Annotated in this window: 18 protein-coding genes; 17 read left to right on the top strand and 1 reads right to left on the bottom strand. The window is 58.5% G+C overall.

The features are described from left to right. Window positions 1-5 precede the first annotated feature (5 nt). The 17 genes from BLT47_RS00300 (at window position 6) to dnaE (ending at window position 21,278) form a co-directional block, all read left to right on the top strand. The gene (locus BLT47_RS00300; protein ID WP_074660593.1) at window positions 6-1,712 is read left to right on the top strand and encodes a Mur ligase family protein; all 1,707 of its coding nucleotides are present in this window, start codon (window positions 6-8) and stop codon (window positions 1,710-1,712) included. Continuing rightward, on the top strand, window positions 1,709-3,214 hold the full coding sequence (locus BLT47_RS00295; RefSeq protein ID WP_074660591.1) for a UDP-N-acetylmuramoyl-tripeptide--D-alanyl-D-alanine ligase: 1,506 nt from the start codon (window positions 1,709-1,711) through the stop codon (window positions 3,212-3,214). The genes BLT47_RS00300 and BLT47_RS00295 overlap by 4 nt, the downstream gene beginning before the upstream one ends. Further along, the gene (gene mraY, locus BLT47_RS00290; protein ID WP_065415167.1) at window positions 3,208-4,293 is read left to right on the top strand and encodes a phospho-N-acetylmuramoyl-pentapeptide-transferase; all 1,086 of its coding nucleotides are present in this window, start codon (window positions 3,208-3,210) and stop codon (window positions 4,291-4,293) included. Before BLT47_RS00295 ends, mraY begins: the two co-directional genes overlap by 7 nt. Next, window positions 4,293-5,786, top strand: a complete 1,494-nt coding sequence (gene murD / locus BLT47_RS00285; protein WP_074660836.1) for a UDP-N-acetylmuramoyl-L-alanine--D-glutamate ligase — start codon at window positions 4,293-4,295, stop codon at window positions 5,784-5,786. Before mraY ends, murD begins: the two co-directional genes overlap by 1 nt. A 4-nt stretch (window positions 5,787-5,790) precedes the next feature. Next, window positions 5,791-7,170, top strand: coding sequence for an FtsW/RodA/SpoVE family cell cycle protein (locus BLT47_RS00280; RefSeq protein ID WP_256332472.1), 1,380 nt, complete (start codon window positions 5,791-5,793; stop codon window positions 7,168-7,170). Between the two features lie 20 nt (window positions 7,171-7,190). Then, on the top strand, window positions 7,191-8,306 hold the full coding sequence (gene murG / locus BLT47_RS00275) for an undecaprenyldiphospho-muramoylpentapeptide beta-N-acetylglucosaminyltransferase (protein WP_074660589.1): 1,116 nt from the start codon (window positions 7,191-7,193) through the stop codon (window positions 8,304-8,306). Further along, window positions 8,303-9,739 carry a UDP-N-acetylmuramate--L-alanine ligase gene (murC, locus tag BLT47_RS00270; RefSeq protein ID WP_074660587.1) on the top strand — a complete coding sequence of 479 codons (1,437 nt, stop codon included), beginning with the start codon at window positions 8,303-8,305 and terminating at the stop codon, window positions 9,737-9,739. The genes murG and murC overlap by 4 nt, the downstream gene beginning before the upstream one ends. Then, window positions 9,736-10,956 (top strand): cell division protein FtsQ/DivIB, encoded by a 1,221-nt coding sequence (locus BLT47_RS00265; RefSeq protein ID WP_074660585.1) that lies wholly within the window; start codon window positions 9,736-9,738, stop codon window positions 10,954-10,956. Before murC ends, BLT47_RS00265 begins: the two co-directional genes overlap by 4 nt. Before the next feature lie 150 nt (window positions 10,957-11,106). After that, complete coding sequence (gene ftsZ, locus BLT47_RS00260) at window positions 11,107-12,324, top strand: cell division protein FtsZ (RefSeq protein WP_065415165.1); 1,218 nt, start codon at window positions 11,107-11,109, stop codon at window positions 12,322-12,324. Window positions 12,325-12,327: 3 nt separating this feature from the next. Further along, window positions 12,328-13,122 carry a purine nucleoside phosphorylase YfiH/LACC1 family protein gene (locus BLT47_RS00255; protein ID WP_065415164.1) on the top strand — a complete coding sequence of 265 codons (795 nt, stop codon included), beginning with the start codon at window positions 12,328-12,330 and terminating at the stop codon, window positions 13,120-13,122. A 155-nt stretch (window positions 13,123-13,277) separates the two neighbouring features. After that, window positions 13,278-13,685, top strand: coding sequence for a cell division protein SepF (locus tag BLT47_RS00250; RefSeq protein WP_231583043.1), 408 nt, complete (start codon window positions 13,278-13,280; stop codon window positions 13,683-13,685). Continuing rightward, complete coding sequence (locus tag BLT47_RS00245; protein ID WP_049619052.1) at window positions 13,685-13,972, top strand: YggT family protein; 288 nt, start codon at window positions 13,685-13,687, stop codon at window positions 13,970-13,972. Before BLT47_RS00250 ends, BLT47_RS00245 begins: the two co-directional genes overlap by 1 nt. A gap of 148 nt (window positions 13,973-14,120) precedes the next feature. Further along, window positions 14,121-14,711, top strand: coding sequence for a DivIVA domain-containing protein (locus BLT47_RS00240; protein WP_065415163.1), 591 nt, complete (start codon window positions 14,121-14,123; stop codon window positions 14,709-14,711). 251 nt (window positions 14,712-14,962) lie between these two features. Further along, a complete protein-coding gene (gene lspA / locus BLT47_RS00235) occupies window positions 14,963-15,853 on the top strand; it encodes a signal peptidase II (protein ID WP_083329950.1) in 891 nt (296 codons plus the stop codon). Beyond that, window positions 15,850-16,773 (top strand): RluA family pseudouridine synthase, encoded by a 924-nt coding sequence (locus BLT47_RS00230; RefSeq protein ID WP_049619050.1) that lies wholly within the window; start codon window positions 15,850-15,852, stop codon window positions 16,771-16,773. The genes lspA and BLT47_RS00230 overlap by 4 nt, the downstream gene beginning before the upstream one ends. A gap of 98 nt (window positions 16,774-16,871) precedes the next feature. Beyond that, window positions 16,872-17,663: a GNAT family N-acetyltransferase gene (locus tag BLT47_RS08835; RefSeq protein ID WP_218122527.1), complete on the top strand. Its 792-nt coding sequence runs from the start codon at window positions 16,872-16,874 to the stop codon at window positions 17,661-17,663. A gap of 81 nt (window positions 17,664-17,744) precedes the next feature. Next, window positions 17,745-21,278: a DNA polymerase III subunit alpha gene (dnaE, locus tag BLT47_RS00220; protein WP_074660583.1), complete on the top strand. Its 3,534-nt coding sequence runs from the start codon at window positions 17,745-17,747 to the stop codon at window positions 21,276-21,278. Between the two features lie 148 nt (window positions 21,279-21,426). Here dnaE and BLT47_RS00215 read toward each other — a convergent pair whose 3' ends face one another. Next, window positions 21,427-22,725: a lipid II:glycine glycyltransferase FemX gene (locus tag BLT47_RS00215; protein ID WP_083329949.1), complete on the bottom strand. Its 1,299-nt coding sequence runs from the start codon at window positions 22,723-22,725 to the stop codon at window positions 21,427-21,429. Window positions 22,726-22,742: the final 17 nt, after the last annotated feature.

The raw sequence follows: 22,742 nt of genomic DNA, 5'->3' as shown, positions 1-22,742 counted from the left end.
AGGACGTGGTACAAGAACCGCAACGGGCGCAGGCAATGCCCTTGGGCGAACTGACCGAAACGGCTCCGCGTGGCGCCAATCCACTCGTCACCGGGGTTACCGCTAATTCGCGCCTGGCCGGCCCGGGAGACCTCTTCGCGGCCCTGCCAGGTACAAAAGTGCATGGCGCCACTTTTGCGCCTGCCGCGGTAGCTCAAGGAGCAGTAGCTATCTATACCGATGCGGCCGGCGCAGAAATTATTGCGGGCTCCGGTATCGGTGCGGGTTTTAGTGCCGTTTTCGTAAACACTGCTGCAGGTGCCGGTGCTGGTTCTGATGCCGGCGTAAGTTACGGTTCTAAAAACCGCGCACGGGTTTCTGGAACCTCTGCCCAGGTGCCCGAAAACTCCACCCCGGTTCCGGTGGTGGTGGCACAGTCGCCGCAAACCCATCTGGGGGAACTAGCCGCAAAACTGTACGGCTACCCAGCCCACAGTTTCCTTTCCTGCGGGGTTACCGGTACCAACGGAAAAACGACGACGGCGTACATCCTGGACTTTTTACTTCGCCAGGCCGAGAAAAAGCCGGCCCTAATCGGCACCGTGGAAGTACGGGTCGGCGGGGAAACCGTGCCCGCGCATTTGACCACGCCCATGCCCGATGAATTGCAAAAACTCTTGGCCACCCACCGGCAGTGGGGAGGGGATGCGCTAGTTATGGAAGTTTCTTCCCACGCTTTGGCGCAAGGCCGTACCGATCCGATTTGTTTTGACGTGGCCGGTTTTACCAACTTGAGCCAAGACCACCTGGATTTCCACCAGACCATGGAAAGCTACTACCAGGCCAAACGTACTTTCTTCACCCCGCAGCGGGCGCGCCGCGCGGTTATTCGCAGCGGAAGCGAGTGGGGCAAGCGCCTGCTGCGCGAAGCTGAAATCCCGGCCACCCAGCTAATACTGCCGGGTGAAGAAAGCGTGCCCGGATTCCCCACCTGGGAAGTTACCCGCGTACAACCCGGCCATCGCACGCAGATTGCTTTGCGTAGCCCGGCCGGAGAAGAACACGTGTTTAGCACTTCGTTGCCTGGTTCCTTCAATGTGGAAAATGTGGCTTTGGCGGTGGCAATGGCCGCGGAAGCGGGCGTGGATATCCGCCCGGTACTGGCGGGCGGAGTGGATCCGGTAGTGCCCGGACGCATGGAAATCATTTCCCAACAGCCGCGCGTAGTGGTGGATTTTGCACATAATACGGCGGCCCTGGAAAATGCGATGGCGGCCCTGCGCGATACTGTTTCCGGCAAGTTTATTGTGCTTACCGGTTCGGCCGGAGAGCGCGACGCCGATAAACGCCCGGCTATGGGCCGGGCGGTGGCCGCCGCAGCAGACCTCGTGTATATCACCGATGACGATCCGCATGAGGAAGATCCGGCGCAAATTCGTGCCGACCTTTTGCGGGGTACCGCGGCGGGCCCGGCCCGCGTAATAGAAATTCCGGACCGGCGCGAAGCTATTCACGCCGCCATTTGCGGTGCGGACGCGGCCGATACCGTGCTGCTGGCCGGGCGTGGCCATGAAACTCACCAGCCGGTGCGCGGCGGAGAAGTAGAACTTGATGACCGTGTAGAAGCACGCCGCGCCCTCACGCTCCGGGAAAACCGCGCCGCCCGCCGGGAAGCTGGCGCGGCCGGGGCAGAAGGTGCTGGCACTGTGGGCCACAAAGGAGACTTCGCATGATTGAAATGACTCTCGCCCAGGTAGCGCAGGCCGCGGAAGGCTATTTAACCACTCGCGGCCACGAAAATGTGCGGGCCCGGGCAGTGGTGCGCGATAACCGGGAAGTCACGCCGGGAGCAATTTTTGCTGCCATTAAAGGTGCGCGCGTGGACGGGGCTAAGTTTGCCGGCCCGGCTCTGCAAGCGGGCGCAGCCGCCGTGCTCACCACCGATCCGGAATGTGCTACCGCCAGCGGCGCCGATCCGCGCCGCCTCATCGTGGTGGAAGACGTACCGGCCGCCCTAGGTAAATTAGCTCGGGAAAACTTGCGGCTCGCTCGCGCCGCAAACCCCCAGCTACGCGTAGTGGCAGTAACCGGCAGCGTGGGTAAAACCACCACCAAAGATCTACTGGCACGTATCCTGGTAAGCCGCGGCGAAGTAGTAGCCCCGCCGGGTTCCTTGAACAACGAGATCGGCTTGCCGCTCACGGTATTGCGGGTAGACGAAAACACCGCCACCCTGGTAGCCGAAATGGGAGCGGACCGCATCGGCAATATTTCCTACCTGTGTTCCATTGCGCCTCCCGATGTGGCAGTGGTTCTCGCGGTAGCCCGCGCCCACCTCGGCGTTTTTGGCGGTATTGAAAACGTGGCGCGTGCCAAATCCGAACTGGTGAGCAACTTGCGGCCCGGTGGCACCGCTGTCTTAAACTGCGACGATCCGCGGGTGGCCACCATGGCCAGCCTGGCCCCCGGCAAAGTATGGCGTTTTTCGGCAGCCGGCAACTCGGAAGCAGATTTCGTGGCCGAAAATGTGCGGCTCGATGAAAACGACCGAGCCCATTTCCGGCTCCGCGGCCCTGCCGGATACGGCTCCCAAGACGTCAAACTCGGCTTGGTGGGCGCGCACCAAGTCAGTAACGCCTTGGCGGCTGCGGCTGGCGCCTACGCTTTGGGTTTGGCCGGAGAAGAAATCGCGGCCGGCCTGGCCGCTCCTGCCGCCTCCCCGCACCGCATGGACGTGCAGTGGCGAAGCGGAGGCAAATACCTGGTAATCGATGATTCTTACAACGCCAACCCGGATTCCATGCGCGCTGGTATTGCTGCGCTGGGCCGGATTGGTACCGGCCGGCGCAAAATCGCCGTGCTGGGTGCCATGCTTGAACTAGGAGAAGCTAGCGCGGCCGAACACCGCGCCCTGGCCGCACCACTGGCAGCAGCCGGCGTCGACTATCTCCTCACCGTGGGTGCGGAAACCACACCGCTGGCGGAAAGTGCCCGCACACATGGCATTACCGTGGTGGAGGCGGCGAACGCTTCCGGCGCACAAGCCGAGCTAGCGGGTATGCTCAGAGCCGGCGATGCGGTTTTGCTCAAAGGCTCGCACAGTTCGGGTGTGTGGCAGATCGCTAATAGTTTCGCGGAAGATTCCGCGAGCGGGTCGAATGAAAATAATGCGGCCGGGGCGGGGCAAGCTTCGGACTCGGCCGTTACGAGCTCGAAAGAGAGGGAGAGATGCTAGCGATTCTCATCGCGTTCGCGGTGTCACTCGTGGTAACGCTGTTGGGCACGCCCCTCTTCATAAAATTCTTGGTGTCCCGGCAGTTCGGCCAGTTCATCCGGCAAGACGGCCCTACTTCGCACCTCACTAAACGCGGCACGCCCACCATGGGCGGGGTAATGATTATCTTCGCCGTGGTAGTTGCCTACCTGGTAGCCAACCTGGCCACCGGCCGCACCCCGGGAGTATCCGGGATATTGTTGCTGGCCCTGATGTTTGGCATGGGAGCGGTGGGATTCGCCGATGATTTCACCAAGATCCGCAAGAAACAATCTTTGGGGCTCACCCCGATCGCAAAAATTATTGGGCTGGCGGTCGTGGGGATTGCCTGGTCGATAGCCGTGCTCATGTTCCCCAATGAACATGGCCGCACACCTGCATCCACCGCGCTTTCGGTGATGCGGGAAACTAAATTCGACCTGGCTTTTGCGGGCGCGGTGGGCGCCGTGATCCTTTTCGTTTTGTGGGCGAATTTCTTGATTACCGCGTGGTCGAATGCGGTGAACTTGACGGATGGTTTGGACGGCTTGGCTTCCGGGGCGAGCGCAATTGCTTTCGCGGCCTATGCCGGTATTGCGATGTGGCAGTCCAACCATGCTTGCTTGGGCGTGGTCGATGCCGCCCCCGGCTGCTATACCGTGCGCGACCCGCGGGATATGGCGATTATTGCGATTGCGGTAGTGGGTGCCGTAATTGGTTTCCTGTGGTGGAACACGAACCCGGCGCAAATCTTTATGGGAGATACCGGTTCGCTCGCCCTGGGCGGGACCTTCGCGGGTATCTCTATCCTCACCCACACTGAGTTTTTGGCCTTGCTTATCGGCGGGCTTTTCGTCTTCGAAATCGTTTCTGACGTCATTCAAATATCAGTATTCAAAGCCACCGGAAAACGCGTTTTCCGCATGGCCCCGATACATCACCATTTCGAGCTCAAAGGCTGGAATGAGATCACGGTTACCGTCAGATTCTGGCTTATTGAAGCGCTTTGTGCCTGCGTGGGAGTGGGCTTGTTCTATGCCGAATGGTTGGCGATGCAGTAATGGAAAACGACTACGACCTTCTGGACACCACGAGCTTGCACATTCCGGGTGCAGAAAGCATGGCGGGGATGCGAATCGCCGTCGTCGGCCTCGGAAAATCGGGGCAAGCCGCCGCAAGTGCCCTGTGTAACACCACGCAAGCACAGGTTTCCGCGTGGGATTCCGATATATCTAAACTCGCAGCGGTAACTACTTTGCCGCTCGCCACTGCCGGTTCGGATGCGGATGCGGAAGAATTAGCAGAAAAGGTGCTCCGCTGGCGTCCAGACCTGATCGTGCCTGCCCCGGCCATCCGGGAAACCTCCCCGCTCTTCACCCTCGCGCAAGAAAACGGGGTGGAACTAGCCTCCGAAATAGAATTGGCGTGGCGTTTGCGTGCCTGCGATAGCGCCGGGCGGTGGGCGCCCTGGTTGGCGGTTACGGGTACCAATGGGAAGACGACGACGGTCACCATGGCTGCCCGTATTTTAGGGCAGGCAGGTTTGGGCGGGACCCCGGTAGGCAATATCGGCAACCCCGCAATCACCGAAACAATCCGCACGGATAACGATGCTCCGCGGGCCCTGGCCTTAGAACTATCCAGCTTCCAATTACGAACCACGAACACGGCTTCTCCGCACGCCGCGGTCTGCCTCAATATTGACGATGACCACCTGGAATGGCATGGCAACCGAGAATCATATTGGCGTGCCAAAGCGCGGGTCTACCACAATGTGCGCCGGGCAGCGATCTATCCGGTAGGGGACAAAACGGTACAAAATATGGTCGATGGGGCCGATGTGGTAGAAGGTGCCCGGGCGATTGGATATACCGCGGGCGTGCCGCAAGTGGGCCAGCTCGGCGTGGTAGACGGCATCGTGGTAGACCGCGCCTTTGGGGCTGACCGTTGGAATACGGCCACCGAACTGTATGAACTAGCCGATTTGGCGCAGCTTGCCCCGGATGCGGAAGTAGTTCCGGAACATATTGTGGCTGATGCTTTGGCGGCTACAGCGCTCACCCGGGCATTGGGGATTTCCGCGCAGTCGATCCGGGCCGGCCTGCGATCCATGCTGCCCGGCAAACATCGCATTGAAACCGTAACCGTGAAAGACGGGGTGCGATATATCGACGATTCGAAAGCCACCAATGCTCACGCGGCGCGGGCTTCTTTGCTCGCCCAAGCCGATGGGACGGTGGTGTGGATCGCCGGTGGGCAACCGAAGGGGGCCCACTTCACAAACTTGGTGCGCGAAGTGGAAAGCAAACTGCGGGCCGTGGTGGTGATCGGTACGGAACAAGAAGAATGGCATGAGGCCTTAGCGGAGCTGACCATTCCGGTGTACTACATTTCCGCGCTGGCCACCGCTCCCATGCAAGAAGCGATCACCTGGGCCCGGCAAATTGCCCAGCCGGGCGATACCGTGCTCCTAGCGCCGGCCGCCGCTTCCATGGACCAATTCACTTCTTATGCCGATCGCGGGGACGCCTTCGCCCGGGAAGCGAGGAAATAACAACATGGCAAAAACCGGTGGCACCCACGATGCCGCGACCCGTCACGATGCCCCGACCCGTGCCACACGCCGCGGGTCACGCGGCGCTACGGGCCAGGCCCGCCGCCGTACCCCGAAAGGCAAACCAGTAACGGGCGCTACCCGCCTGCCGGCAGAAAACGCCGAAAAAGTGCGTGACGTAATGCGCCATTCGATCATTATGCTCGCGGTGGCCACCCTCGTGCTCACGGTTTTGGGTCTCGTTATGGTGTTTTCCGCGGTCACGCCCGGCGCGATGCGAAGCGCCGCGGCGGGAGCTACCAACACTTTCCGCGGGGTTTACCTGCAAATTTTCTATGCCTGCGTGGGAATAGTAGTCGCGGCAATTCTGTCTCGTTTCCCCATTGAGTTCTTCCGCAAATCCTGGGCCGCATTCTGGGCGGGGGCCTTACTTTTGCAATGCTTGGTATTTTCACCCCTCGGCGTGGCAGTAGCCGGTAACCGCAACTGGGTGGCGCTAGGCCCTATCCGTATGCAACCCTCCGAGTTTTTGAAACTAGCCACGATTATTGCGCTAGCCGCCACCTTGGTCAATGTTCGCGGGGCAGCAAGCGTCAACTTGCTGCGCCGGGAAGAATGGGAAGACATAAAAAACTGGGTGTGGCCCATTGCTATCTTCCTGCTCTCCGCCGGGCTGGTAGGCCTGGGCCACGATATGGGAACCGTACTGGTTTTTGCTTTGTTCACGGCCGGAATGCTCTGGCTAGCCGGCATGGCCTGGCAATGGTTTGCGGTAGGCGGCCTGGCTGGCATCCTGGGTACGGCCCTCGCCATTGCGGTGAGCCTTTCCCGCTTGGCCCGCGTGCAAGACTTCTTCGAAAACATTTTTACTTTGCCTGCCGGGGGTTCTCCCACCCAAGCGGATTATGCGCTGTGGGCTTTCGGTTCGGGTGGCCTGGGCGGATCGGGCTTGGGCACCGGGATTGAAAAATGGCCGGGCAATCTAGCCGAAGCTCAAACCGATTTCATTTTCGCCGTCGTGGGCGAAGAGCTGGGCTTCTTAGGATGCGCGGCGGTAGTGATCCTATTCCTAATGGTGGGGATATCCCTAGTGCGTATTTGCATACACCACCCTTCCCGCTTCGCCAAGCTTACGGTGGGCGGGATTGCCCTGTGGCTGTGCGGGCAAGCCTTGGCGAATATGCTAGTGGTAACTTCCATGCTTCCAGTATTCGGGGTTCCACTACCATTCATGAGCCAAGGAGGATCTTCGGTGATCTCCTGCCTGATGGCCGTGGGAGTGGCAATTAGCGCCGCATTCTCCGTAGAGGGAGTACGCGCTTCCTTCAAACAGCGGCCCCACTTGGTCAAACGCGTGGTATCAATCGTTAGCAAAACAAGGTGAAGCAACCAGAGGAGGCAGCTATGGCGTTACGGATCGTTCTTGCCGGGGGCGGTACCGCTGGCCACATTAATCCCATGCTGGCAACGGCCCGCCAGCTGCGGGAATGGGGGCACGAAGTAACCGCGATAGGAACCGCCGAAGGTATGGAATCGCGCCTGGTGCCCGAAGCGGGAATTCCTTTCGAAGTAATCCCGCGGGTTCCTTTCCCGCGCCGGCCCAATGCGGATCTGTTCCGCTTCCCGGTGCGCTACCCGCGCGCTATCAAACGCTGTAAAGAGATTTTGCGGCGAACCAATGCGGACGTGGCGGTAGGTTTTGGAGGATACACTTCCACGCCCCTCTATGCGGCAGCGCGTGCCTTAAAAGTTCCCTTCGTGATACACGAACAAAATGCTTTGCCCGGGTTGGCAAACCGGCTCGGCGCACGCCATGCAGCCGCCGTGTGCCTAGCTTTTGCCACTACCCGTTTGCGTGCCCGCAACGGTACCACCCAGTTTGTGGGCCTGCCGCTCCGCCCTGAAATAGCGAAGCTGGCAGAAGATAATGACCGCAGCGAACGCCGGAAAGCGGCGGCCGCCCGTTTCGGTTTGGATCCCGAAATGCGCACTGTGGTGGTAACCGGCGGATCGCTAGGAGCCGCACATATTAATGAGGTAGTGGCTGAAAACGCGGAGGCCCTCGCGGAAGCTGAGATCCAGGTGCTGCATTTGACGGGCCGCGGGAAAGACGGCCCGGTACGGGAACGGGTTGCCGGCTACGAACACTATGCGGTGCTCGAATATCTCTCCGAAATGGAGGAAGCCTATGCGGTAGCCGACTGGGTGATTAGCCGGGCCGGTGCCGGAACCGTTTCGGAAGTTTGTGCGCTGGGCATTCCGGCCATGTTCGTACCGCTTCCCATCGGGAACGGGGAACAAGCACTCAACGCGAAAGACGCCCAGGAAAAGGGTGGTTCTTTGCTGGTCAAGGATGAAGAGTTTTGCGCAGAAAGCATAGCTTTAGTAGTTCGCACTCTCCACGATCCGGAGCAGCTCGAGCGCATGCGGCTCGCACAGCGCGGTATTAGCCCGCGCGATGGGGCCTACCGTTTGGGCCGTGTGATTGAAGAAGTTGCAGCAGAACGCGAGGCACAATGACAACACCGCAGTTAGCACAGGCCACTTCCGCCCGCACATCAGCGCGGCGGCACTTCCACATGATTGGGATTGGTGGGGCCGGCATGTCTGTCGTCGCCGCCTTGTTACTGGCCGAAGGGCACACTGTTACCGGTTCGGATGCGCGTGAATCAGAAAATACGCAGCGTTTGCGGGAAACAGGCGCGCGGGTAGCTATCGGCCAGCGGGCAGAAAATGTGCCGGCAGGCGCGATTGTGGTGCGCTCTACCGCGATTCACGAAGATAACCCGGAATTGACGGTGGCCCGCCAGCGGGGGCAAGAAGTATGGCACCGTTCCCAAGCTTTGGCTTTTGCCGCTGGGGCGCGGGATTTTGTGGCGGTTGCGGGCGCACATGGCAAAACCACCAGTTCGGCCATGCTCGCCATGGCTTTGCGAACTGCCGGGCAAGACCCTTCGTGGGCGATTGGCGGAAGCATTCGCGCGGCCGATGGCAGCCATTTGAGTGGCGGCCATTTGGGTAGCGGCAATGTTTTGGTAGCGGAAGCCGATGAATCGGATGCGTCTTTCTTGAACTATGCGCCGCGGGCAGCACTGGTCACCAATATTGAGCCGGACCACCTCGATTTTTATGGCACGCAGGAAGCCTTCGCGGCCGCTTTCGAGGAATTTGCGGCGCGGATCGTACCGGGCGGGCTTCTTGTTGTGTGCGCGGATGACCCTGGGGCACGCCACCTTGCCGCTGCGGCCGGGGCGCGTAACATTCGCGTGGCCAGCTATGGCCGCGGCACGCCGGCACCGGGGGCTCGCCAGCACGTAGTGGTACGCGGGCACGGCCAGTGCGTGATAGAAACACCGGAAGGAGAAACCCTGGCCCGGTTTACCTTGCAGGTTCCGGGCGCGCACAATGAACTAAATGCCACCGGAGTGTGGCTTACCGGGGTAGACCTGGGCGTAGACCCAGCGGTTATGGCTAAGGCCTTGGAAAGCTATACCGGAACCGGGCGGCGTTTCGAACCGCGCGGGGAAGTGTGCGGCATTCGGCTTTTCGACGACTACGCTCACCATCCCACCGAGGTGGCCGCCACTTTGCAGGCCGCGCGGGAAAAAGCGGGAAGCGGAGCCGTGCGGGTGCTATTCCAACCCCACCTGTATTCGCGGACCAAGAATTTCGCGGCCGAATTTGCCCGCGCCCTGGCCGGTGCGGATACGGCGATCGTTACCGGCGTGTACGGGGCGCGTGAAGAACCGATGCCGGGAGTGGAAGGTGATCTAATCACCACCCAAATGGACGGGCACGGCACCTTTATTGCCAGTAAAGAGGAAGCAGCCCGGACCTTGGCACGCTGCGCCACCCCGGGGGATCTGCTACTCACCATGGGTGCCGGGGACGTTACCGAACTCTGCCCGCTCATCGTGGAAACCTTGCAGCATCGTTTCAAGGAGGCCGGGTGAGAGGCCGCAGAAACGAACCAGCGGAGCCTACCGTTCCCGCACCGGATGCGGCGAGTGGAAGCTCCCAGGTACGCCGACGCCGTACCGCGCGCGATCTCAACCCGCGCCGCGCCGCCAGCCGGCCGCGCGGCAGCGAATCCCCGCGCGGCAGCGAATCTCCGCGTGAGCCGCGCGAGCGCGCGGGCACCCCGCGGCAGCACAAGTCGCGTGAGCCACATAAATCACGTGAGTCATACGAGCACGCGGCCGTGCCGCAATCACGCGCGGCCGTGCCGCAACCGCACAAGGGCGCACGGCAACCGCGCCCGGCGCAGGGCACAGCCGCGCACCGGCCTCGCAAAACCGATGCTCAACCGGTTACACCCACGGCTGTCACCGCGCCGGTGGTCTACGAAGATTCTTTCTTTGAACTGGCCGATATTTCGCCCAGCGAGGCGGCTGGAGAGCTACACCAGCGCCGGGAAAGCCCGAGCGGTTCGGGCACGCGGCCCCCGGATTTAGCGGAAAGACGCCGGGAACGGCGCCGCGAAAAACGCCGCGTAGTGTGGCGCAAAACCCTGGGCCTGGGGGCTGTGGTCGGGGCGGGCCTGTTCGCTCTTTGGCTGATATTTTTCAGCCCGGTCTTTGCTTTGCATGAGGATCGTATTAGCGTCTCTGAGGTATCTGCCCAAGCCGTGGTAAGCGATGCCGATATTGCAGAACTACTTAACCAATTTGCGGGTATCCCACTTACGCGTTTAGGGCTGGGGAAGGTGACCAGCACCCTCCAGGAGGAGATCCCGGAATTAGCTAGCGTGAACGCGCATAAGGAGTATCCGCATGGTTTGAGTGTGGAACTTTCGTGGCGTGAAGCCGTGGCCTGCTTGGGCCGCGGTGCGGAATGCACGCCGGTGGACGGTCAGGGGGAAGAAATGCGGGTGACGGAAGAAGCCAGGGCCGCCCTGCCCCGCATCGGGGCTGCCACCGAGACTAATCCGGCGGCAGTGAGTACGGCTTTGGAAGTTTTGCGCGGCCTGGATCCAGATATTCGGGCCCTGGTGGAGAGCACTAAATTAGATAATGCGGGCCGGGTGGTGCTGGCCTTGACGGAAGGTCGAACTGTGGTGTGGGGAGATGCTTCGCAAGGTCAGGAAAAACTCGGAGTTTTGCGCGTGCTGCTCGGCCAGCCGGGCACCGTTTTCGATATCTCCGAACCCGCCGCAGCGGTAATTAAATAGTTAGAAAGAAGGGCATTAAAGCGTGACTTTATGCGGGACTGAAAGTTGCCCGCGCGTCAGAATTGCATCACTATCATTTCGCCAATATCTTTTGCGCGAAGTCAGAGGCGTAAAACCTCAAGTTTTACTTGAGGTTCGGGAGGGAAACAGATGACGGTAAATCATAATGTCGCCGATATTAAGGTCATCGGCGTTGGAGGCGGTGGCGTAAACGCGATTGACCGAATGATTCAAGATGGCCTAGCCGGCGTCGAATTCATTGCCGTAAACACGGATTCGCAGTCGCTCGTCAAATCGGAAGCGGAAACCAAGCTCGATATTGGGCGCGATGTTTCTAATGGCCTGGGTGCGGGAGCTGATCCTTCCGTGGGAAAACGGGCGGCGGAAGAAAACACCGAAATTATTGAAGACGCCGTGCAGGGAGCGGATATGGTCTTCGTGACCGCCGGTGAAGGTGGCGGTACCGGAACCGGTGCGGCTCCCGTGGTGGCACGCATTGCCCGGGATGCCGGGGCGTTGACGGTCGGCGTCGTTACCCGCCCCTTCGAATTCGAAGGCGCCCAGCGTGCCCGGAATGCGGAAAGCGGGATTGCGGAACTGCGCAAGGCTGTAGATACCCTCATCGTTATTCCCAATGACCGTTTGCTGGAGATCAGCGAACAAGATCTGACGATTATTGAGGCTTATAACCTGGCTGATGAAGTGCTGCGTTCCGGCGTGAAGGGGATCTCTGATCTGATTACGATTCCCGGCCTGGTAAACCTGGACTTTGCGGACGTCAAGGCGATTATGAAGGATGCTGGCACCGCCCTGATGGGGATCGGCACCGCTTCTGGGGAAGACCGGGCCATGCGGGCTACCGAAAACGCGATCGCCTCCCCGTTGCTGGAAGCGAAGATCGACGGCGCCCACGGCGTCTTGCTCAGCTTCCAGGCCGGGGAAGATTTCGGCATGAAGGAACTGGCGAAAGCTTCGAAGCTGGTCAAGGAATCGGTGGATCCGAACGCGAATATTATCGTGGGGCAGATCATCGACGAATCTCTGGGTGATGAAGTGCGCGTTACGGTGATCGCCGCTGGTTTTGATGAAAACCAGGATCGCGGTGTTCCCGCGGCGGAACCGCAAGCAGTGCCGGAAGTACCGGTGGCGCAGCAGGTTCCGGAAATCCCGGTGGAAGACGCGGTACCGGCGGGCATTCCGGATACCGTGGCCAGCCCCGCCCACCCAATTGCGGGTCCGCAACACGCGGCCGAAACCGAAGCGAATCGTTACCGTTACGAATCGCGCAATGTGGAACTGCCGCGCCGCGTGGAAGAACCGCGCCGCGCCGATCTAGACATTCCCTCCTTCCTTTTCGAAGAGGACTAGTTCATGCTCGTGCGGTGGGTGTGCGAACGGGAAATCTCTGGCTATGTGGTGAAAGCAGGATTTACCTCCCGCGCTGGCGGAGTCTCTGAAAGCCCGTTTGAATCCTGCAATCTGGGCCACCACGTAGGAGATAACCCGGGCCGAGTTTCCCGCAATCGGGAGCTACTTGCCCGCGAACTAGGCACCCGCCCCGTGTTCATGGACCAAGTACATGGCACGCGCATTGCCGACGCCGCAGCCCTAGCGGAATCTGGTTGTTACGCCTCGCCAGAAACCGATGGGCTCACGTTGGCACCTCCCGCCGCGGCTAATGACGGCAAAGCGTCCTTCGCCGCGGCCGTTATGGTGGCGGACTGCATGCCGGTACTTTTGGTAGGGAAAACCAGCCCGCGCGCAGCGGCTGTACATGCGGGCCGGCGCGGTCTGCTCGCCGGTATCGTGCCGGCCGCGATCGAGCGGCTCGGCGTTCCCGTTGATGTTTATGTGGGTCCGTGCATTTGCCCGGCTTGCTATGAGGTAAGCGCGCAAATGCAGGAAGACTCCGCAGCGATACTGCCCGGGGTGGGTGCTTCGAGCCGGTGGGGCACGCCCGCCCTGGATATGCGGGCTGGTTTGCGTGCCCAACTGGCCGGAAATCCGCTCGTTGGGCAAATATACGATAACGAGCCGTGCACCTACGAAGACCCCACGTATTATTCGTACCGCCGTGCCACCCATGTAGCGCAACGCAGCGGGGAAGGTGCGCAACCTCGCACCGGAAGGTTTGCGGGAATCGTCACGCTCGAAGAGCGGGGCTAGAATTGGGGAAGTAGGCGCCGGCCTGCTTAATGCTGCATACCGGGGCAGTAGTGTTAGTTCCCTCCGGGGCGACACGCCCGCGGTACATGAGTGACAAGCAGGCCAAACTCACCTACCTTGAGGCTCAGGGAAACTGTGAAAGGGTAGCCATGGGAATGTTCAAAAGAATAGTCAACCGGGCAGCTCTCAATGATGATGAATATCTTGATGAGTTCGACGACGCCGAAGAATACTACGAGGATGACCACCACGAAGAGGAAGCAGAAGTAAGCTCCTTGCGCGCGGTGGATTCCGGACCGGATTTCTCCCGTATTATCACCGCTAAGCCGCGGGCATTCACGGATGTACGGGGTTTTGCGGAGCAGTTCCGCAATGGCTTGCCGGTAATTATCAACCTTGCGGAAGCTGACGATTCAGCACGCAATCGGATCGTCGATTTTGCTACCGGTTTGTGCTTTGGTCTGCACGGAGATCTCAACAAGATCTCTTCGGAAGTGCTGTTGATGACCCCGCATTCGGTTCGCATGGAAATGCAACGCCGGGAGTCTACCGATAGCTTCTAATGACAGTTCTTGGCACTATATTATCGCTCCTCATACAGACATACTTGTTGATCCTCGTGGGGCGAGTAATTGTAGACATTGTGGTAATCACCGCCCGAGACTGGCGTCCCAGCGGTGTTTTGTTGGTGATAATCAACCTGATTTACAAACTCACTGATCCGCCGTTGCGCTTATTAGCGCGATATATCCCGCCCTTGCGGCTCGGTGGTATCTCTCTCGATATCGGTTTCCTCATTTTGTTTTTCGGCCTGCAGATTCTCAATTCGATCATTATTCGAGTGTTCTGAGGGCATAATCCCGGGCCAGAAGCATAACTAGCCATGGCGGATATGTTCCAAAGGTCTGGGAACACGGTTAGGATTAACGGGTACTCTAGGTCCTATGGGACTTTGTCCCGAGGAATATTTAGACATATAGAAACTTCAGAGGTGAGGAATGGCGTTGCTCACGGAACAAGATGTTTTAAACATCCGCTTTAAGCGACCCGCAAGCGTTGATACGGGGTATGACGAGGATGAGGTAGATTTCTTCCTCGACGAGGTTGCCGAAACGATTCGCGAGCTAACGGCTGCCCGCGAGGATGCGGAGAACCGGGCGAAGACGGCAGAAGCTCGTGCAGCCCAGAATCAGCAAGCAGGTCTTTCTGCGAATTTGGCCGGTCCCGATCAGGCAAGCACCACGGCTTCCTTCGCGGGCCAGGCACCAAGCGAACAGGCTGGCACTTCCGCCGCGGCGGTATTGCAGATGGCGCAGGAAACCTACGAACAGTTGGTGGCCCGTGGCCAATCCGAATCGGACCAGCTTGTTGCCGAAGCCAAGGCCAAGAGCCAGCAGATCGTGGCAGATGCGGAACAAAAGTCGAACCGCACTTTGGCCAACCTGGAACAGGAACGTGGCTTGGTGGAACGCAAGATCTCCGAACTGCGGGATTTCGAGCGCGACTATCGTACGCGTCTACGCAGCTACCTGGAGTCTTTGTTGAACAACGTCGAATCCGGCGCCCAAGATCCAAACCAGACCAAGTAGTGTTAATGAAAAGCGGCGGCCTATACCCTAATGTGGTAGGCCGCCGCTTCTCCGTGCCAAAAAGAATATGTTGTTGCCCGGTAGCTGCTTGCGATTGCGAGCCGATACCGGCGAGATGCGAGCGAGAAGCGGGCGAAATGCAGGTGACAGTACCCTGGTAGTTCGGCAATAGTATCCTGGTAGCTCGGTAGTAACAGGAAGCGAAGCGGTGTCCGCCCGCAATTTCAGCGAAGCGGGCGGAGGTAGGTGGCATGATGAAGAAAACGGAAACGGCCAGTAATGAGGCGGAACCAGCCGCCGCGCCCAAACTCGCCGCACCGGAATCAGCTGGAACGAAGCCAGCCGAACCAGAAATAGCTGGAACGAAGCCAGCCGAACCAGAAATAGCTGGAACGAAGCCAGCCGAACCGGAAACGGCTGGAACGAAGCCAGCCGCACCGGAAACAGCTGGAACGAAGACAGCCGAACCGGAAACGGTTGGAATAGAACCAACCGGGCTAGATGCGCGGCTTCCGCAATGGCTAGGCGTAGCCGTAATTGCCCTCAGCATCGTGATCGTAGACCAGATTACGAAACGGGTGGCTTTAGCAAACCTGGATCCGGGGGAACGGATCCCTCTGCTTGGCGATCTGTTTGGCCTGCAACTGGTTTTCAATCCGGGTGCCGCTTTCTCTATGGGTGCGGGCGCCACCCGGGTGATTACCGTTTTTGCTTTGGTGGTTTGCGTAGTAGTAATTCCCTGGCTTCTTTCCCGGCCGGTGGGGCGGCTCACCCGGATTGCGTTCGCGCTGATTTGGGGTGGCGCGATCGGTAATGTGATCGATCGTTTGTTCTTCCCACCCGGAAAACTGGCCGGGCACGTCGTCGATTTCCTGGCCTATGCGGATTGGTTTGTAGGCAATATTGCCGATATTGCGATCGTGGGCGGCGTCGTTCTTTTGCTAATACAAGCCTTCCGGGCCGAAAACACGGAAACCAGCAACAAGTTGGCCACCGCGGATACGCCTGGCACTGGAGAACTGGAAACCAGCAGCAAGCTGGATAACGCTAGTGTGCCTACAACGGACAAAACAGAAGAAGCAACCGCAGCGCACGTTAGTGAAACATCTACGGAGAGGAGAGAAACGGAGGGATGCCGATGACGGAGCGGCGTGTCTACCCGATCCCGGATTCTTTTGACGGGGAGCGTATTGATCTAGTACTAGCCCGTATCACCGGTATGTCACGTTCTTCGATTGCACGCATTATTGATGAGGGGCAGGCGCGCCTCGACGGCCAGCAGGCGGTGAAGTCGGACGTGGTGACAGCGGGAAACGTGGTGGAAATTAATCTTCCGGCGCCGCGGCAGGTAGAACCGATCGGGGGAGTGGAAATTCCCTTGCTGTATGAAGATCAAGATGTAGTGGTGGTCGATAAGCCGGCCGGATTAGCCGCGCATCCATCTTTGAATTTTGAGGGTCCGGACGTATTAGGTGCTTTGCAGGAAGCGGGAATACCGGTGGCAAAATCGGGGCCACCGGAGCGGCACGGAATCGTGCACCGGCTTGATGTGGGAACTTCGGGATGCATGGTTGTTGCTAAATCGGAGCGGGCCTATAGCCTCCTCAAACGCGAATTTCATGATCGCATCCCGGTGAAGATTTATCATGCGGTAGTGCAAGGCCATCCCGATCCGCTTTCGGGCACGATAGATGCCCCGATCAAACGCGACCGGCGCCACCAGTGGAAAATGGCGGTGCAAAAGGGCGGGCGGCACGCCGTCACCCACTACGACACGCTCGAAGCTATGGCCGGGGGCACGCTCGTGGAAGTACATCTCGAAACCGGGCGCACCCACCAGATCCGCGTCCACATGTCTGCCCTGAACCATCCGTGTGTGGGTGATGAAATGTATGGTGCCGATCCCGTATTAGCAAAGAAACTAGGTTTGGAGCGCCAGTGGCTACACGCCACCCGGCTTGGATTCGAACATCCAGACGGTACGTGGCGTGAGTTCACTTCCCAATATCCGGCAGATCTGCAAGGCGCCCTCGACCTCATGCGCGAAGGCGTGTTCAAATAGGAACGCGCGCAAATAGGAACGCGCGCAAATAGGAACGCGTGCAAATAGGAACGCGTGCAAATAAGAACGCGTGCAAATAGGAATAGGCAAGTAAAAACATGCAAATAGGTGCCGAAACTGGAATGCAAGCGGGGCAGCGAGCCGAAATATTGCGCCGCGCCCGGGAAATCCGCCAGCAGGTTTTTATTGCAGAGCAGGGCGTTTCCCCGGAAGAAGAATGGGACAGTGCCGATCACGATGAGCGCACGATCCACCTAGTGGTCACCGATCCCATAAAAGGCCACGACGCCGGCACAGCCCGGGTGCTCCCTCCGGATGAGTTCCTCAACCGCGCGCAGTTGCAAGAATATTGGTTCGGGTTACCTGGGGTAGGGAAGAATCCGGCTAGCGTGCCCATAGTGACCGCACCCGCTGCAAACTTCGACGCCACGTGGTGCCCCCGCTCCTCCACGCTGCCGGCCACCAAAGCAGACGCGATACCTAGCACGCGGTCCTACCCGCAAGGTTCCGGTGTGCAAGCTTCGGGCGCGCAGTCTTATCCGCAAGCTTCGGGCGCGCAACCACCTACGCGAGTTTTGGTCTCGGAATCAGACGTGCAAGTACAACTAATACAAGCCGAAGTAGCTACGTTGGTTCCCGTTGTACATATTGGCCGCGTGGCAACCTGCGCGCACGCGCGCGGGCAGGGAATTGGGCGGCGCGTTATGGAGGCTGCAGAGGCTGCCGCTGTGGCTACCTGGGACCTTGGGGATGGAATACTCATTGAACTGTCAGCCCAAACCCGCGCCTTGGGGTTTTACGAAAAACTGGGCTATGTGGCAGATCCGGGCCAAGAATACCTGGACGCGGGGATACCGCATCGCACCGCCCGTAAATATTTGCGCGGCTAACTACCACTTGCGCTCTTCTGGAAACGTGAGACATGCCCGGGCCCATTAGCAGCTCTGTATGCGTGCGGTAGGATCGGCCGCATGGCAGCTCCTAAAGATTTCGCGCACTTGCATGTTCACACTGATTATTCTCTGCTAGACGGAGCCGCAAAGATTCAAAAGCTTGTAGCGGAAGCTAAACGGCTCGGGCAAAGCGCTATCGCTATCACCGATCACGGTTACCTTTTTGGTGCCTACGAGTTTTACAAGGAATGTAAAGCTCAGGGGGTGAAGCCGATCATTGGTATTGAAGCTTATATGACCCCGGGAACTTCCCGCTTCGGGCAAGATCGCGTGCTGTGGGGAACCGAAGAACAACGTGCCGATGATGTTTCTGCCCGTGGTGCTTACACGCATCTCACTTTGCTGTCCTATAACAATACGGGCCTGCACAACCTCTTCCGCATGGGTTCCCAAGCTTCCCTCGAAGGTCAAATGGGTAAATGGCCGCGCATGGATATGGACCTGCTGGAGCAATATCACGAGGGCATGATTGCCACGGCTGGCTGCCCTTCCGGGGAAGTACAAACCCGGTTGCGGCTCGGCCAAGAAAAAGAAGCGCTGGAAGCGGCCGGGCAAATGCAAGATCTCTTCGGGAAAGAAAACTATTTCGTGGAGATCATGGACCACAATAACCAGGTGGAACGCCGCGTGCGTAACGCCCTGCTAGATCTGGCAAAAAAGATCGACGCCCCGCTTATCGCCACCAATGATTCTCACTATGTAAGCAAGGAAGACGCCGAAATCCAAGACGCTATGCTCTGCATTAATTCCGGCTCCACCCTGCAAGATCCCACCCGTTTCAAGTTCGACGGCGAAGGGTACCATCTGCGTTCCACCCAGGAAATGTATGATCTTTTCGGAGATTTGCCCGGGGCCATGGAAAACACCTTGCTCATTGCCGAACGCTGCGAAGTCTCTTTCCAAACCGCGGCGGAAGGGGCGAACTATATGCCCGTATTCCCCGTCCCTGCGGGTGAAGATATTACTTCCTGGTTTGTCAAAGAAGTAGAACGCGGCCTGCATGAACGCTACGGCGAAAAAATTCCGGCAGACGTGCGCAAACGTGCCGACTATGAAGTTGGCGTGATCTGCGAAATGGGATTCCCCGGGTACTTCCTGGTAGTAGCCGATTACATTAATTGGGCTCGCGATAATGGTATCCGCGTGGGGCCGGGCCGTGGTTCGGGTGCCGGTTCGATGGTTGCTTATGCGCTGGGAATCACCCAACTTGATCCGATCAAACACGGCTTGCTTTTCGAACGGTTCTTGAACCCGGAACGAGTATCCATGCCGGATATCGACGTCGACTTTGATGAGCGGCGGCGCGGTGAAGTTATCGAATACGTGGAAGAAAAATATGGCCACGATAAGGTTTCCCAAGTGGTCACCTTCGGTACCATCAAAACCAAGCAAGCGCTCAAAGACGCTTCCCGCGTGCTCGGCTACCCCTACGAAATGGGGGATCGGCTCACCAAGGCACTTCCACCCGCGGTGATGGGCAACGATATTAAACTCTCGGAAGTTTTTGACGAAAACGCGCCGCGTTACAACGAAGCCGTAGAGTTCCGGGAAACGGTGAAGGGTGATCCGGATGCCCAACGTGTGTTTTCTTTGGCGCAAGGAATTGAAGGCCTGACCAGGCAGTGGGGTGTGCATGCGTGTGCGGTGCTGATGAGTTCGGTCCCGCTCACCGATGTTATTCCGCTTATGAAACGCCCGGCCGACGGCGCCGTTATCACCCAGTTCGAATACCCACTATGCGAAGAACTGGGCATTTTGAAGATGGACTTCCTGGGCCTTTCCAACCTGACCACGATTGACGATGCCCTGCAGAATATCGTTGATAATGGCAAAGAACCGGTGGTAATCGAGGAAGTCGATTTTGAAGACCAAACCACGATGGAGCTTTTGCAACGCGGGGAAACCCTGGGCATATTCCAGCTGGATGGGTCGGGTATGCGTACGCTCCTGCGGCAAATGAAACCCACCGGGTTCGATGATATTTCCGCGGTTTCGGCCCTGTACCGGCCCGGCCCGATGGGCATGAATTCGCATACCAACTATGCCTTGCGGAAGAACGGGATGCAGAAAATTGAGCCTATCCATCCCGAACTCGATGAGCCTTTGCACGAAATTTTGGGGCCCACCTACGGCTTGATCGTCTACCAGGAACAGATCATGCAGATTGCCCGGAAAGTGGCTGGTTTCTCCATGGGGCAAGCCGATTCCTTGCGGAAAGCCATGGGCAAAAAGAAGAAACACGAGATGGATAAAATGTACGTGGACTTCGAAACAGGCATGAAGGAGAATGGCTATTCGAAGGAAGCGGTGCAGGCTCTGTGGGGAACCATGGAACCATTCGCCTCGTACGCGTTCAACAAGTCGCACTCGGCGGCCTATGGCGTGATTTCCATGTGGACGGCGTGGCTTAAGGCCCACTATCCGGTGGAATATATGGCCGCGGTTCTTACTTCCCGGCGCGATAACCGCAATAAACTCTCGCTGTATTTGGGGGAGACGCGGCGCATGGGCATCCGCGTGCTAGTGCCAGACGTAAACGAATCGCAAATGAATTTCTCTGCCGTGGGTGAGGAAATCCGTTTCGGCCTTTCCGCGGTAAAAAATGTGGGTATCCCGATCGTGGAAGGGATTGTGCAAGCCCGGAAAGAAAAGGGCCGTTTTGAATCCTTCCAAGACTTTTTGGACAAGGTGCCGATCCAGGTACTCAATAAGCGGGCGATTGAATCACTGGTCAAGGCTGGAGCTTTCGATAGTTTTGGGTATTCGCGCCGCGCTTTGCTATCCCGCGTGGATGAGGCAGTAGATTCCGTGGCCGCTTTGAAAAAGAACGAAGCAGTAGGCCAGTTCGACCTCTTTGGCGGCACTTCGGTGCAAGAAGGCGTGGAAGTAACCATTCCGGAAATTCCCGAATGGGATAAACGCGAAAAGCTCAATAAAGAACGTGACGTTTTGGGGCTGTATGTTTCGGACCATCCGCTTTCCGGAATGGAACACATTCTGGACCGGGCCGCTGATACAACGATCGTGCGGCTGATGAATGAAGAGACCATTCCGGATGGGGCTTCGCTTTCGCTGGCCGGGCTGATCACCAAAGTAGAAACCCGGATTTCCAAGAAAAACGGGCGTATGTGGGCCACGGTGGTACTCGAAGACCTCACCGGTTCCGCGGAAATCAACTTCTTCCCGAACACCTACCAGCAAGTTTCGGGGAATCTGCAGACCGACCAGGTAGCGATCGTGCGCTGCCGGGTTTCAGACCGGGACGGCAACCTACAACTAGCCGCCCAAGAAATGACGCTACCTTCGCACGATCTCATGCCGGATTCCCCGGTTGATTTGCAGCTCGGGGAGCGGATGTGCACGAGTTCCTTGATGGATTCCTTGCGGCAAGTGCTCCAGAACTATCCGGGTTCAGCGCCCGTGCGTTTGCATGTGCGGTGCCCCGGAAAAACCGTGGTGGTACAGGTGGCGCAAAAGTTCTATGTGAACCCGGTCAGCGCGCTCTTCTCCGACCTGCGGGTACTGCTCGGCCGTAACTGCATTATGAGCTAGTTATGAAGTGAGGTACGCCGCCGCGCGCCGCCGCCGTTGCCGGTGGCCCTGGGCCGGTTGCCCGAGAAGGCAACGGGCCCAGGCGGCTGGACACGATTGCGATGGCACTAAGCGGTAGCCCTAGGTGGTAAGCCCTAGGCGCTAGGCCTTAGACGGCGGTGAGGGTTTTCCCGCCCTCGGTGGCGCCGAGTGGGCGGGCGAGGGGCGAGAGCGCTAAATCGTAGGTGCCCGGATATTCTTCTACGCGGCCATTGAGCCAGCGTTTGAACCGGATTACCGGGGCATCGGGCGCGGTTTCGTCCCAAATTCCCGAAACCGCGAAAGTGTTGTAAATATCGAGTTGCCGATCGCAGGCCCACTTGAAGGCAGCTCTTTCTACCGGGTAGTCCCGCGCGAACTGGGTGAAACGCTTGTCCATACCACCCAGAAGCAAGATCAGTTCCTGATTGCATTGGAAACCGAGGGCCGAATTGATCGGAATGTTATCCCCGTATTTTTCGTGCACTTCCTGGGCCGCGGCGATTTGCTCCGCGGTGTGGGTCAAGGTTTTATCCAATTCCGCAAGCTCGCGATCTCGCGCCTTCGTTTGTTTGCGTTCTTGCAATACTTCGATGCGTGCCAGGCTTTCTTCCCGGGTGGTTTCCAGTTGGCTGATATAAGCAACCGGGGAGAAGAAAGCCACGCAGACGAAGGAACGTTCCCGGCCCAAATGTTTCATGAGCGAAATATATAGGCGGCGGGAATCTTCCGAAATCGTGGGCATGCCTTCCACGCGGTCCGTCGTCGACTCGTGCAAACCATCCAGGTACCCGAAATCTTCGGGACCTAAGAACTTCACGGTCACCCCGTAACGGCCCTCATTGTGGAAACGCCGCCGCAAACCTTTCGCCAAAGTAGCGGTAGCTTCCTCAAAATCTAGACCCGCAATATCTTTCACATAAATAAAACGGCCCGGAATATCCCCGCGGTCAAAGAACTCAATATTCACCCGCTGGAAACCTATTTGAGAAAGCACATCTAAAGCCGGCCCGGCCGCCGGATTATCGGCAACGATCTTAATATCTTCATAGGTGTGCATATCCAGCCGTGGCGTGACCCGCAGCGAAAGCACTCGCTTTTGTTTCGCCAAATATTCACGCAAGCCGGCAAAGAAGAACTTTACGAGCGGCAGATCAGACCAGTCAATCGTGGGGCCGTACTGGATATGAGTGCGCCAGAAGAAGCGCCGCCACGGCTGGTAGCGAATCGAAGCGGCCGCCAAAACCCGCGGTTCGCCGGCCTGGCCGTCCGGGCCCGGAGTTTCTTCCACAACTCCCACAAATTCGACGCGGGAGCCAAGTTCGGTACGCGCCTGGGCGTACTCGGGTAACTGCTGCACGAAAAGGCGCGGTGCAGTTTTGACGAAATTCGTGTATTCCGAAGCGGTGAGAGGTCTGAAGCGCATCATAATCCCAGCATTATAGT

Origin of the sequence: Actinobaculum suis (assembly GCF_900102025.1) — a bacterium.
GTDB classification, from domain to species: Bacteria; Actinomycetota; Actinomycetes; order Actinomycetales; family Actinomycetaceae; genus Actinobaculum; species Actinobaculum suis.
Note: the sequence above shows the minus strand (reverse complement) of the source record. Positions and strands in the feature narration are given on the sequence as shown.